Source organism: Streptomyces fumanus, assembly GCF_014655295.1.
Classification (GTDB): domain Bacteria; phylum Actinomycetota; class Actinomycetes; order Streptomycetales; family Streptomycetaceae; genus Streptomyces; species Streptomyces fumanus.
The window spans coordinates 277,831-290,895 of record NZ_BNBI01000008.1 but is presented as its reverse complement, the minus strand read 5'-3'; the positions used below and the strand labels follow the sequence as shown (position 1 = coordinate 290,895).

The 13,065-nt window shown below is 73.1% G+C and carries 11 protein-coding genes; 3 read left to right on the top strand and 8 right to left on the bottom strand.

Going from position 1 to position 13,065, the window contains the following annotated elements; translation table 11 throughout:
• Window positions 1–305 precede the first annotated feature (305 nt).
• Window positions 306–1,820: an amino acid adenylation domain-containing protein gene (locus IE316_RS19315; protein ID WP_190205654.1), complete on the bottom strand. Its 1,515-nt coding sequence runs from the start codon at window positions 1,818–1,820 to the stop codon at window positions 306–308.
• A gap of 156 nt (window positions 1,821–1,976) precedes the next feature.
• Between IE316_RS19315 and IE316_RS19310 the strand changes: the two genes are divergently transcribed.
• The 3 genes from IE316_RS19310 to IE316_RS19300 all read left to right on the top strand — a co-directional run bounded on the left by IE316_RS19310 (window position 1,977) and on the right by IE316_RS19300 (window position 4,810).
• On the top strand, window positions 1,977–2,609 hold the full coding sequence (locus IE316_RS19310; protein WP_190205653.1) for a ScbR family autoregulator-binding transcription factor: 633 nt from the start codon (window positions 1,977–1,979) through the stop codon (window positions 2,607–2,609).
• Between the two features lie 48 nt (window positions 2,610–2,657).
• Complete coding sequence (locus tag IE316_RS19305; protein WP_190205652.1) at window positions 2,658–3,431, top strand: SDR family NAD(P)-dependent oxidoreductase; 774 nt, start codon at window positions 2,658–2,660, stop codon at window positions 3,429–3,431.
• Window positions 3,432–3,820: 389 nt separating this feature from the next.
• Window positions 3,821–4,810 (top strand): LysR family transcriptional regulator, encoded by a 990-nt coding sequence (locus IE316_RS19300; protein ID WP_190205651.1) that lies wholly within the window; start codon window positions 3,821–3,823, stop codon window positions 4,808–4,810.
• A gap of 122 nt (window positions 4,811–4,932) precedes the next feature.
• On the opposite strand, the gene IE316_RS19295 is transcribed toward IE316_RS19300, so the two are convergent.
• The 7 genes from IE316_RS19295 to IE316_RS19265 form a co-directional block, all read right to left on the bottom strand.
• Window positions 4,933–7,497 carry an FtsX-like permease family protein gene (locus IE316_RS19295; protein ID WP_190205650.1) on the bottom strand — a complete coding sequence of 855 codons (2,565 nt, stop codon included), beginning with the start codon at window positions 7,495–7,497 and terminating at the stop codon, window positions 4,933–4,935.
• Window positions 7,497–8,291 carry an ABC transporter ATP-binding protein gene (locus IE316_RS19290; RefSeq protein WP_190205649.1) on the bottom strand — a complete coding sequence of 265 codons (795 nt, stop codon included), beginning with the start codon at window positions 8,289–8,291 and terminating at the stop codon, window positions 7,497–7,499. Before IE316_RS19290 ends, IE316_RS19295 begins: the two co-directional genes overlap by 1 nt.
• 345 nt (window positions 8,292–8,636) lie before the next feature.
• Window positions 8,637–9,662 (bottom strand): methyltransferase, encoded by a 1,026-nt coding sequence (locus IE316_RS19285; protein WP_190205648.1) that lies wholly within the window; start codon window positions 9,660–9,662, stop codon window positions 8,637–8,639.
• A gap of 81 nt (window positions 9,663–9,743) precedes the next feature.
• On the bottom strand, window positions 9,744–10,712 hold the full coding sequence (locus IE316_RS19280; RefSeq protein ID WP_190205647.1) for an ATP-binding cassette domain-containing protein: 969 nt from the start codon (window positions 10,710–10,712) through the stop codon (window positions 9,744–9,746).
• Entirely contained in the window at window positions 10,709–10,924 is a 216-nt protein-coding gene (locus IE316_RS19275; protein WP_190205646.1) for an MbtH family protein, read from the bottom strand. Before IE316_RS19275 ends, IE316_RS19280 begins: the two co-directional genes overlap by 4 nt.
• A gap of 25 nt (window positions 10,925–10,949) precedes the next feature.
• On the bottom strand, window positions 10,950–12,176 hold the full coding sequence (locus IE316_RS19270; RefSeq protein ID WP_190205645.1) for a cytochrome P450: 1,227 nt from the start codon (window positions 12,174–12,176) through the stop codon (window positions 10,950–10,952).
• Between the two features lie 41 nt (window positions 12,177–12,217).
• On the bottom strand, window positions 12,218–13,036 hold the full coding sequence (locus IE316_RS19265; protein ID WP_190205644.1) for an ABC transporter permease: 819 nt from the start codon (window positions 13,034–13,036) through the stop codon (window positions 12,218–12,220).
• Window positions 13,037–13,065: the final 29 nt, after the last annotated feature.

Below are 13,065 nucleotides of genomic sequence, written 5' to 3'. Positions count from 1 at the left end.
GCGACCGGCCCCGCCCGCAGCACACCGGACCCCGCGGCCACGGGCCGTACGGACGCCCGACCCCGCCCGCGGCACACCGGGCCGCGCGGCCACGGGTCGTACGGGCGACCGGCCCCGCCCGCAGCACACCGGACCCCGCGGCCACGGGCCGTACGGGCGCCCGGCCCCGGCGGTCCTCGGACCACCGCCCGCACCGACTCCCGTGCGGGGCGGCCGGGCCGGCCGATCCTGACGACCCATGGACCGCCGCCCCGCCTGCCCCCGTGGACCGGCCGGCCCCGATCCCGGGGCCGGCCGGTGCGTCGTCAGCGGTGCTCCGCCGGGGTCGCCGTGCGGTGGACCCGGTGGGCCAGGGCGCGGCGGTCGAGCTTGCCGCTCAGGGTGAAGGGCAGCGCGGAGACGACCTCCACGCTCGTCGGGACCATGTGCGGCGGCAGCAGCCCGCTCAGGTGGACCCGCAGCTCCCGTACGCTCGGCGCGGCGGCGGGGGCCGGCACCACGAAGGCGGCCAGGACCTGCTGCCCCATGCCGTCGCGGACCGGGGTGACGGCGGCCCGGGCCACCGCCGGATGGCCGCGCAGCGCCGCCTCGACCTCGCCCGGCTCCACCCGGTGCCCGCGGATCTTGAGCTGCTGGTCGAGCCGCCCGAGGAACTCCACCGACCCGTCGTCCAGGCGGCGCACCCGGTCCCCGGTCCGGTAGGCCCGGGTGCCGTCGTCGAGGGTGACGAAGCGCCGCGCGGTCTGCTCCGGCGCCCGCCAGTAGCCGCGCGCCAGCCCGGCACCCGAGATCAGCAGCTCCCCCGCCGTCCCGTCCGGGACCCGCTCCAGTCGGGCGTCGACCACCCGGACCTCCGTGGCCCGCACGGGCCGGCCGATGGGCACGGTCGCGCCCGCCCGCCGGGCCGCCTCCGCGGGCCCCACCTCGTACGTCAGCGAACCGACCGTCGTCTCGGTGGGCCCGTAGTGGTTGATGATCCGGCACCGGCCCTGAGCGCGGACCCGGTCGACGAGCTCCCAGGGCAGCGCCTCCCCGCCGAGCAGCAGCGCCTCCCTGGGCAGCACGTCGGCGTCCTGGTAGCTCAGCAGCGCCGCGAGGTGGGACGGGGTGATCTTCAGGTGGTCGATGCCGTGGGTGCGCGCGTAGCGGGCGAAGCTGTCCGGGTCGAGCACCACCTCGGCGGGGACCAGGTGGACGCAGCCCCCGGAGATCAGCGCGGGGAACACGGCGGTGTTCCCGAGGTCCGTGGCGAGGCTGGTGACGCTGGCGAACGACCGGGGCCGGTCGGCGCAGTCGAGCAGGGACACCACGTGCCGGGCGTAGTTCGCCAGCGCACCGTGGGTGACCGCCACGCCCTTGGGCGTACCGGTCGACCCGGAGGTGTAGACGAGGCAGGCCAGGTCGGCGGGTTCGGGGGGCCGGGGGCGGACGGCCGGGGCGGGCGGCAGCGCGTCGGGGCGGAGCACCGTACCGCCGAAGCCGGGCGCCGGACGGTCGGTGAGCAGGATGCGGGCGCCCGAGTCGGCCAGTTGCGCCGTCAGCCGGTGTTCCGGCTGTTCGACGTCGAGGCAGACATAGGGGGCGCCGGACCGTAACACGCCCAGCAGGGCGACCAGTTGGCCGGTGCCGCGGCCGGTGAGCACGGCCACCGGCTGGTCCGTGCCCGCGCCGTGGCCGGCCAGCGCGTGGGCGACACGGGCCGTGGCCCCCTCCAGCTCCGCGTAGGTCAGGCGGCCCCCGTCCCCGACCACCGCCGGGCGGTCCGGCCACCGTGCTGCCTGCTGCTGGAACAACTCCATCACCATGCGTTCGACGGTCATGAGAACCTCCGGTGCGGAACGGTCGGTTCCGCGGATAGGGGTCGGTGGGGATGCGCGGATCGGCGCGGGTCGCGCGGCCGGTCGGCACGGCCGGCGCGGATAGAATGATGAGAACTTTTCTCTTCTCTTCGCGGGAGGTGCCCTCGGGGGCGGCGCATGACTGGTCGGGTAGTGAAGCAGGAGCGGGCCGAACGGACCCGCGCCGCCGTGGTGCTGGCGGCCTCCGAGGAGTTCAAGGAGCGGGGCTTCGCCGGTGCCAGCGTGTCGCGGATCGCGGACCGGGCCGGTGTCACCCTGGGAGCGGTGTACTTCCACTTCCCGTCGAAGAACGAGCTGGCCCGTGACATCGTGTCCCGGCAGCCGGACTTCGTGGTCCCCCCGCACCCCTCCCACGGTCTGCAGCGCGTCGTCGACGTGACGCTGACCTGGGCGTACCAGTTGCTGGACGACCCCGTGCTGCAGGCGGGGGCCCGGCTGGTGTGGGAGCAGGAGCGGTTCATGGAGCCGGAGCGGAACTCGCACGACCAGTGGGCCGGACTGCTGCTGCCGGAGCTGCGCGCCGCCCGCCGGCTGCGGGAGCTGCGCACCGGCACCGACGTGGAGGCGGTCGCCCGGCTGGTGGTGAACGCCTGTACCGGCGCCCAGATGCACTCGTACGTCGAGGCCCGGCACCGGGACCTGCCCCAGCGGGTGGAGGAGATCTGGCGGTGCCTGCTGCCGGCCGTCGCGGTGCCCAGTGCGGCCCGCAGGATCGAGCTGGGCGCGGGCCGCGGGCGCCCGGCGCCCTGACGCCGTCCGGCTACGATCAGCCGACCGGTACCGGTGAGGGGAGCCGCCATGGAGGACCGTACGGGATCGCTGCGGGGCAGGACAGTGCTGGTCACGGGGGCGTCCAGCGGGATCGGGGCCGCCGCCGCCACGCTGTTCGCGGCCGAGGGGGCGGCGGTGGTGCTGATGGCCCGGCGCGAGGAGCGATTGCGCGCCCTGGCCGAGGAGATAGCCGCCGCCGGCGGCCGGGCCGCGGTGGCGGCGGGGGACGTGACCGTCCCGGCGGACGTGGACCGCGCGGTCGGCACCGCGGTGCGCGACTTCGGCGGGCTGGACGGGGCGTTCAACAACGCCGGCTGGGGGAGCATCGGCAGCGAGCTGCACGAGACGGACGACGCCGTCTTCGACCAGATCATGGACGTCAACGTGCGGGGCGTGTGGAACTGCCTGAAACGGGAGATCCCGGTCATGCTGCGGCAGGGCGGGGGCGGAGCGATCGTCAACACCTCCAGTACCGCCGGTGTGTTCGCCACCGGCGCGGTATCGCCTTATGTGGCCGCCAAGCACGCCGTGCTGGGTCTGACGCGGGCGGCCGCGGCCGAGTACGGTCAGCGGGGCATCCGGGTCAACGCGCTGGTGGTCGGCGCGACCCGCACCGAGCTGATGGAGGGTGCCATCGCCCGGGTGCCGCCTCTGGAGCAGGCCGCCGTGGCGCGGGCCGTCCAGCCCCGGTTCGCGGAACCGGAGGAGATCGCCCGGGCCGCCGCCTGGCTCCTCAGTGACCATGCCTCCTTCGTCACCGGCGCGGCGGTGCCCGTGGACGGCGGGTGCACCGCCGTGTGACACCGGCGCCCGGCCCGGTCAGCGGCACGGCCGGTCCCCGGCGGCCGCGCCGGCCGGTGCCCGCCGGGTGCCCGCCGCCCTTGGTCGCGTCACCGTGATCCTTCCCGGAGCGGGCCGGCAGGTGCCCAACGGGCGGCCCTGTTGGGCTCCTTGAAAAAAGAAACGCCATTATTATTATGGGCTTGGGGTCTCTGGAAACCGCTGTCCTCCGGAGGCCGTACCGGGCCGGTTCAGCGGCGCCGAGAAACCCGTTGACTCCCGGCCGCCTGAGGAGACGCGCCGCCGCACGACTTGGTGAGTGCCGCCGCCGCAAACGTCCGGCCAGGGACCGAACAGGGCATCGCTTCGCTCGCAGCAGCTTCTGGCTGCCATGGGGAAGGTACGGGGGCATGGAGATCGAGGTCCGGCATGCGCGTGTCGTCGAGATGATCAACGCGACGGGGAGCCTGTCGAAAGCCGCGATGAAGATCGGTATACCGCAGCCGAGCCTGTCGGCCCAGTTGCGCCGGATCGAGAAGGCCGTGGGAGGCAGCCTGTTCGTGCGCACCCGCAACGGCGTCATCCCCACCCCGCTCGGCGAGCGGGTGATCCCCAAGCTCGCCGCGCTGGCCGAGCAGGCCGACGCGGTGATCGCGGAGGCGGCCGTCGACACCTCGGGCACCCTGCGGTTCGGCACCGCGGAGTGGACGCCGCCGACCCTGCGGAGCGCGCTGCGCACGATGCTCCCCAAGATCGACATGCAGACCGAGACCATCCTGTCGGCGGACGCCGTCGACAAGGTGCAGCGCGGTGCGCTCGGCGCGGCGATGGTCTCCGGCATGGGCTCGGTCGCACCGGTGCGGCTGCGCGACCGCGACCTGGCCAAGGAGACCATCGTGCGCGATCCGGTCTGGCTGGCGCTGCCCGTCTCCCACCCGCTGGCGGACCACGCGGTGCTCAGCGCCTCCCAGTTGGACGGACTGTGGTGGATCGGCTATGCCCAGCAGCACTGGTTCTCTCCCGTCGAACGGCATCTGCTCGGCGCCCTCGGCCGGCGCGACCGCCGCGTCTCGCACTACGCGGGCGGCCATCACGAGGCCATGAGCTGGGTACGGCACGTGGGGGCGGCGGCGCTCACCCCGCTGACCGGGGCCACCTCCGACGTACGGGTCGTCCCGCTGGCCGACACCCAGTACACGGAGTTGACGCTGGTGTGGCACCGGGACGCCTTGAGCAGCGGTACCGCACGCCGGCTGGTGGAGATCATTCGCGGCTTCTACTACCACTATGCGCGGTCCTTCCCGAGCTACCGGTCGTGGCTGGGCGACCTGCCGGACGGGCCGCCGGAGGTCCCCGACCCGTCGTGCTGGATGCCGGCGGACAGTTCCTGCGTGTCGTGATCGGACCGCGGCGGCAGGCCGGGGGATTCACCTGCCGCCGCGGTGCTCCGGCGCGGACTCCCCCCGGACACCGGGGGGTTGCCGCACGGTAGGGGTCCGGCCGGGGGGTGGCCGGACCCCGGTCAGGGGGCGACCGCGGCTTCCACGGGCTTGGCCCGCAGCGCGACCGAGGTCGGGAAGAGGATCGTGGCGAAGGTGAGCGCCACGGCGGTCACCAGGATCGTCGGATAGATCCACCCGGGTCCGCTGGGCAGCACCGACCCGTCCAGGGCCATGCCGAACGGGACCAGTGAGCCGGCCGCGACCCCGGTGCCGAGCACGATGCCGACCAGGGCGGTCACCAGGGCCTCGACCGACATCATCCACATCACCTGGCTGCGGGTGGAGCCGATCAGCCGTTGCAGGGCGAACTCGCCCCGCCGCTCGGCGGTCGCCACGATCAGCGAGTTGACCAGCGCGATCACCGCGTAGCCGACCACGACCGAGGCCAGCAGATAGCTCGCCACCCGGCCGCTCTGGTCGCTCTCGGTGTGCGCCACGGTGGCTTCCTGACGGTCCACGACGGCCACCCCGGGCAGATCGCCGGCCGCCTTGCGCACCGCCGTCTTCAGCTCCTCGGTCGACACGCCCCGCTCGCCCTTGACCAGAATCTGCGGCAGCAGGCCGGTGGTGGTGCGGGGCAGCAGCGCGTCAGCGGGCACCATCGCGTAGCCGAAGCCGCGCGGCGGGTCGAACGATCCGACCACCGTCATCGTGCTCGCCTCGCCGTCGCCCCAGCGCAGGCGCACCTGGTCGCCGATGTGCTTGCCGCGGTCCTTGAGCACGTCCGTGGGCAGCACGATGCTGTCGCCGGTCAGCCGGGAGTAGTCGCCCTGAACCGTCGGGCGCCCGAGGGTCTGGCGGGCGCCGGCCGCCGTGACCCCTTGCAGGTCGATCCGGCTGGGCTCGACCTCGCGGGCCGTGGTCAGGTCGTCCTCGCCCTTGCCCGGCTTCACCACGGTCTCCAGGCGCGCCTCACTGGAGACCGAGGCGGACGCCCCGGAGACCTCCGGCAGCCCCGCGAGGGTGTCCACCAGCGAGGGCGGCAGCGCGCCGGAGGCGGAACTCACCACCGCGTCGGCCTTCAGCCCCTCGGCGAAGATCCGGCTGTTGGCGTCCTCCTGACTGGTCTGCAGATAGATCAGCGCCGTGGCCAGCCCGGTCGCCAGCATGATCGGGATGACCGCCGAGGCCAGCCGGACCTTGCGCACCGACGCGTTGAGCATCGCCAGCCGACCCGACAGCCCGGTGAACCAGCCGATGGGCCAGCGCAGCAGCGCCGCCAGCCAGCGGCACAGGCCCGGGGAGACCAGCGCGATCCCCACCGCCCACAGCATCGCGGCCGGCCCGGCGGTGCTCGCCGCGATCGGCCCGGTCATCACCGACGCGGTCACGATCGCCAGCGCGGTCGCGCCGCCCAGGAACAGGAACGCCAGGACGCCGCGGATCGGGCTCATCCAGCGGGTCTGCAGCGTCGCCTCGGCCATCGCCTCGGTCGGCCGGACCTTCGACACCCGGCGGGAGGCGATGAACGCGGCGGCCAGCGCCGCGAACAGGGTGGCGCCGAAGCCGGTGAGCCGCGGCACGAAACCCTGACTGAAGATCATCTCGCCGGGGATCAGGCCCTGGTCGACCAGGATGTCGTACATGAACCGGCCGAACGCCTGCCCGGGGGCGAGGGAGAGGGCGGCCGCGAGCACCGCGATGACGAACGTCTCGGCCATCACCATGCGGCGCAGTTGCCCCGGCGTGACCCCGGTGGTGCGCAGCAGCGCCATCTCCCGGCGGCGCTGCTGCATCAGCATGCCGACGGTGCTGCCCACCACGAAGATCGCGACCATGGTGGCCAGGCCGCCGAACGCGCCCGCGACCGGGATCAGGTTCTGCTTGCCGCTGATCGCGTCCGGGAACTCGGCGATCCCGCGGTCGTTGCCGTGCAGCACCTGGGCGCCGCGGCCGGCGACGGCCTTGTCGACCGCGGCCGCGAGCTTCACCGGGTCGGTGCCGGCGGCGGCGAGCACGCCGATGTCGTCGATCCGTCCGGGCCGGTCGTACAGCCTGGTGGCCTCGTCGTCGGTGAACAGCAGCGCCGCCCCGCCGGCCGTGCGGCTCTCGGCGACCCCGCTGACGGTGAAGTCGTGCGGGACGCCGCGCACCGACGCCGACAGCTTCGCGCCCGGCCGCAGGTCCAGCTTCCGCGCGGTGCCGCGGTCCACCACGACCTCGCCGGAGGCGGCCGGCTCGGCGCCGTCGACCAGCTTGTACGGTGCGAGCCGGGCGCTGGACCAGCCGTGGCCGAACGCCTCGGCGGGCCGGCCGGCCAGCGAGGTGATCGGCACCGACACGTCCGGTACGGCCGCGGTGACGCCGGGCACCCCGGCGACGGTGGCCACCAGGTCCTCGTCCAGCAGGACGCGTTCGGTCATCGGGTCGGTCGCGGTCCCGACCGCGTGGCCGGGGTAGTCCTGGTCGCCGGTCACCACCACGGGCGCCGCCGCGAGCCGCTGCGCCGCCACGTTGGCGCGGATGCCGGTCTCCATCAGACCGCCGCAGCCCTGGACCACCACGGCGCCGACGAACAGCGCGATCAGCGAGGCCAGGAAGCCGCCCTTGCGGTAGCGCAGGGTCTTGAGCGCGAGCCGCAGCATCAGATCACCCGCTCCGGGCGGGTGGGCTGCTGCCGGCGGGCCCAGGCGCCGAGCTGGGTCATCTGCCGGGCCACCTCCTGGACGGTGGGCCGCTCCAGTTCGGCGCTGACCCGGCCGTCCACCAGGAACACCACGCGGTCGGCGTGCGAGGCGACCACCGGGTCGTGGGTGACGACCACCGCGGTCTGCTCGCCGGTGTCGACCGCCGAGCGCAGCAGCCCCAGGATCTCCAGCGCGGTCTCGGTGTCCAGGGCGCCCGTGGGCTCGTCCCCGAACAGCAGGACCGGCTGGGTGACCAGGGCGCGGGCGATGGCCACGCGCTGCTGCTGGCCGCCGGACAGCTCGCCGGGGCGGTGCTTGCGGCGGGCGGTCAGTCCGGTGCGCTCGATGACCTCGTCGACCAGCCGGCGGTTGGGCCGCTTGCCGGCCAGGCGCAGCGGCAGCGTCACGTTGTCCACGACGTTGAGCGCGGGCAGCAGGTTGAAGCTCTGGAAGACGAACCCGATCCGGTTCCTGCGCAGCTTGGTCAGCGACCGTTCCTTCATGGTCGTCAGGTCCTCGCCCTCCAGCAGGACGCTGCCGGAGGTGGGCCGGTCCAGCAGGGCCGCGCAGTGCAGGAAGGTGCTCTTGCCGGAGCCGGAGGGACCCATCACGGCGGTGAAGGTGTGCCGCCGGAAGCCCAGCGTCACACCGGCCAGCGCCTCCACGCTGTTGCGGGAGCGTCCGTACACCTTGCGGACGTCCTGTAAGCGCAACAGCTCGTCCGAGGTCGGTCGCCCTTGCTTCGCACGCATGAAGATCTCCTAGGTCCTGGTAATTCCACCGGTTCGGGCCGACCGCGGATACGAATGCTCGGAAAATCGTGCGGAAAGCCGATCCGCCGGAAGCAAGGTCGCCGGCACGGAAATGACCCTAGCGAGCCGTGGTCCGTGCGGAACATGGGGCTAGCCCTACCTTTTCCGCGGTGGACAACCCGCCGATATGCGTCAGCCCCGTGTCAGCCGCTCGTCAGCCTCTTGTCAGCCATTTGTCAGGGACGTCTTCCGGCCTTCGGACATGACGAGGCTCCCGGTCCGGCGAGCCGAGACCACGGGTGCGTCTCGGCTCGCGGCACGGGAGCCTGGTCGGGCCCGGCCGGCTCAGTCCTCGACGGGGACGCCCTCGATGGCGTACAGCTCCGCCCCGCCCTGGAAGTACGGCATCTCCACCGCGCGGGTGAACCGGAAGCCGCTCGCGGTGAACAGGTCGCGCCACTCCTGCTCGGTGCGCTCCTTGCCGCCGTTCATCAGCATCATGGTCAGGTCCAGCATCCGGGCCAGCCCCGGCTCGTTGCCCGGCGGCACGATCCGCTCCAGGACGATCACCCGGCCGCCCGGCCGGATCGACTCCCGCATCCGGCGCAGCGCCCGCACGCTCTGCTCGTCGTCCATCGCGTGCAGCACACAACTGATCAGGTAGGCGTCGCCCTCGGGCAGTTCGTCGAAGGCGCTGCCCTCGCGCACCTCGACCCGGTCCTGGACGTCCGCCTCCTTGAAGTGCCGCATGGTGTGGTCGATCCCGGCGGGGATCTCCACCAGCACGCCCTTCATGCCGGGGTGCTCGTGCAGCACGGCGGCGAGCATCGAGCCGGTGCCGCCGCCGACGTCGACCAGGGTGTCGATGCCGTCGAAGGAGTACGTCCGGGGCAGCGGCAACTGCTCGGTCCAGGTGGCGGCGCCCATGCCCTTGCGGAACGCGTCGCCGGTGTCCCGGACCGTGTTGAGGTAGTCCCACAGCGGCATGCCGTACTCCATGTCGAACGCGCGCTCGCCGGTGCGCACGGCGTCGGCCAGCGCCCCGTAGGCCCGGTAGACCTCCCGGCCGTAGAACAGCACCAGGTCCTTGACCGAGTCCTCGGTGTCGCTGCGCAGGTACCCGGCGAGCGGGGTGATCGCGAACCGCCGGCCCTCCTCCTCGCGGAAGTACCCGGCGCCGGCCAGCGCGCGCAGCAGCCGGTACAGCGAGCCGGCGTCGGTGCCGGTCCGCTCGGCCAGCTCGTCGACGCCGAGCGGGCCGTCGGCCAGGTGGTCGGCCACCCGCAGTCGCGCGGCGCTGTACACCGCGGCGCTCAGCCAGCCCGCGTACATGTCCTCACGCACCCGAATGCTGCTGCTCACTTCGCTCATACCCCGTCCTCCGGGTTCTTCGGGATTCGCCTCGACCGGATGCGACGAGGCACTGGAAATACCGCCGCGCGGATACGGGCGTCAGCCGTTGTCGGCCGAGTGGCCGACCAGGTTGAGGAACACGTCGTCCAGCGTGGGCCTGCGCAGCACGAAGTCCGCGACGTCCACGCCCGCCTCGCGCAGCGCGACCGCGGCGGCGCCGACGCCCTGGGCGCCGTCGTTGAGCTGTACGGAGATCCGCCCGGTGACCTGGTCCACGGTGGGCGGCGCCTGGGCGATGGGGGTGAGCACGCGCACCGCCGACGCGGTGGCGGCGGCGGTCTCCCCGGGGCCGGCCGAGGCGACGAGCTGCACCTCCAGCCGGTCCTCGCCGACCTTGCGCTTGAGCTCCTCCGGGGTGCCGGCCGCGATGGTCCGGCCGGACTCGATCACGGCGACCTCGTCGGCCAGCCAGTCGGCCTCGTCCAGGTACTGGGTGGTCAGCAGCACCGTCATGCCGTCGTCGACCAGGGCGCGGACGGTGCTCCACAGCACGATCCGGCTGGCCGGGTCCAGGCCCACCGTCGGCTCGTCGAGGAAGAGCACCTCCGGCGAGCCGATCAGGCAGCTCGCCAGGTCCAGGCGCCGGCGCATACCGCCGGAGTAGGTGCCCGCCGGCCGGTCGGCGGCCTGGGTCAGTTCGAACCGGCGCACCAGCTCGTCCGCGCGGTCCCGGGCCACGGCGCGGCTCAGGTGCAGCAGCCGGCCGAACATCACCAGGTTCTCCCGGCCGGTGAGCAGTTCGTCGACCGCCGCGTACTGCCCGGCCAGCCCGATCCGCGAGCGCACCCGGGCCGGTTCGCGGGCCACGTCGTAGCCGGCCACCTCGGCCCGGCCGCCGCTGGGTTTCAGCAGCGTGGTGAGGATGCGCACCGCGGTCGTCTTGCCCGCCCCGTTGGGGCCGAGCAGGCCCAGCACGGTGCCCGCCGCCACCTCCAGGTCGATGCCGGCCAGCGCGGTCACCCCGCCGTAGTGCCGGGCGAGGCCCTCGGCCCTGATGGCGTGGGTCACCGCTGGGCCGCGCGTTCCCGCAGCGACCGGGGCCGCATGTCGCTCCAGTGCCGCTCGACGTACTCCAGCGCCTCGGCCCGGCCGCTCTCCGGGTGCACGACCGTCCAGCCGTCGGGCACCTCGGCGAAGGCCGGCCAGATCGAGTGCTGTTCCTCGGCGTTGGCCAGCACCAGGAACGTACCGTTCTCGTCGTCGAAAGGATTGCCGCTCATTTCCCCACTCCTTCTGTACGCGTCGTCACCGTTCTTCGGTCAAAGCGACCGGCAGTCCCAGATATCCGTAGACGAAATTGGAGAACAGCCGCCGCGGCTCGCCGCGGATTTCCACCGCGGCGACCTGGTCGCGCAATGCCTCCAGCACCGCGGAAACGTGCGCGCGGCCCAGGAACGCGCCGATGCAGTAATGCGGGCCGTGGCCGAAAGCGACGTGCCGGTTGGGCTTGCGGCCGAGGTCGAACCGCTGTGCGTCCGGGAAGACCTCCTCGTCGAAGTTGGCCGAGGAGTTCCACAGCGTCACCACGTCACCGGCCCGGATCACCCGGTCGCCCAGCGGTACGTCCTCCAGGGCCCGGCGGCCGAAGTGCATCGCGGGCGTCGTCCAGCGCAGCACCTCCTCGGTGGCCTCGGCGATGCTGACCTCGCCGGTCTTCAGCGCCCGCCACTGGTCGGGGTGTCCGGCCAGCGCGATCAGGGCGCCGATGGAGGACATCCGGCTGGACTCGTCGGCGCCGAGCACCAGGCTGTAGCAGTTGAAGACGATCTCGTCCTCGGTGAGCGGCTCGCCGTCCACCAGCCCGGTGGCCAGCGCGCTGACCACGTCCTCCCCCGGCGATCTGCGCCGCTCGCGGGCCAGTTCACCGAAGTACAGCAGGATCTCGTTGCGGGCCAGCCACTCCTCCAACTGCGAGTCCTGCTCGTCGTAGCGGGACAGGGTGCGGTTGTTCCACTCCACGAGCTTGCCGCGGTCGGCCACCGGGATGTCCATCAGGTCGCCGATGGTGTTGATCGGGATGTGGTCCGCGACATCGGTGGCGAAGTCCGCCTCGCCCCGGGCCACCACCTCGGCGATCAGCCGCTGGGTGCGGCGGCGCACCAGGTGGCCGACGTGCTCCAGGACACGCGGGGAGAACGACTTCAGCATCAGCTTGCGGGTCTCGCGGTGCCGGGGCCCGTCGGTGACGGCGAGCATCTTGCCGGCCGCGGAGTCACCGCCCTGGAGCAGGGTGGAGAGCACATTGCCCTGCTCGGAGGTGAACCTGCGGTTGTCCTTGTAGACCGCCAGTACGTCCTCGTAGCGGGTGACGGCCCAGAAGCCGGGCCGGTCCTCGGCGGGCGGGTTCCAGTGCACCGGCGCCTCGGCGCGCAGGGTGCGCCACAGGGCGGGCAGGTCGGTGTCGATGAACGTGCGCGGGTCGGCCAGGTCCGGGAAGCGCGGGTCGGCCCGCTCGGCCGGGTGCGCGGTCATGACGGCTGCCTCGACATCGTCGGCTCCTTCGGTGGGACGGCTCAGCGGTTGCTGGAGCGGTAGCGGCGGATGCTGATCGTGCCGGTCACCGCCAGTACGGCGGCGAGGGAGAGCACGACCACGAGGGCGGAGTGGGTGGCGGCGAACCCGGAGACGTTCTGCGGGTTGCCCCACAGGTCGCGCACCGCGGTGACCACGGCGCTGACCGGGTTCCACTCGGCGATCGGGCGGACCAGCGCGGGCATCCGGTCGGGCGAGATGAACCCCGTGGACAGGAAGGAGAACACCACCGCGATGAGGCCGCCGACGGACTCGATGGTCTCCAGGTTGCGCCAGAGCAGGCCGAGCATGATGCCGACCCAGACCATGGCGTAGACGAACACGGCGGCCACCCCGAACCCGGCGAGCACGGAGAGCGGGTCGGTGTGCGGGCGCCAGCCCAGCAGCAGGCCGGCGAGGGTGACCACGGCGATGCCCAGCAGTCCCATCACCAGGTCGCCGAGCGAGTTGCCGACCAGGACGGTGGCCCGGGAGATCGGCAGCGAGCGCAGCCGGTCGACCAGGCCGCTGCGCAGGTCCAGCGCCACCGCCACCGCCGTCGGCGTGATGCCCGCCAGCCCGACCTGCATCAGCCCGCCGGCGAAGATGTACTCGGTGTACTCGCCGTTGCCGGGCGCCACCACCGAGTCGCCGAGCAGATAGCCGAAGGCCACCAGCACGATGATCGGGTTCATGATGATGCCGACCAGCCTGCCCGGCGCCCGGCGCAGTCTGCGCAGCCGCCGGGCCGCCACCGTCTCGATCTCGATCAGGGCCGAGGCCAGGGGGCGTTCCCGGACCGGCACCGCGTGCGCGGTCATCCCGCACCGCCTTTCGTCTGGGCCCCCGG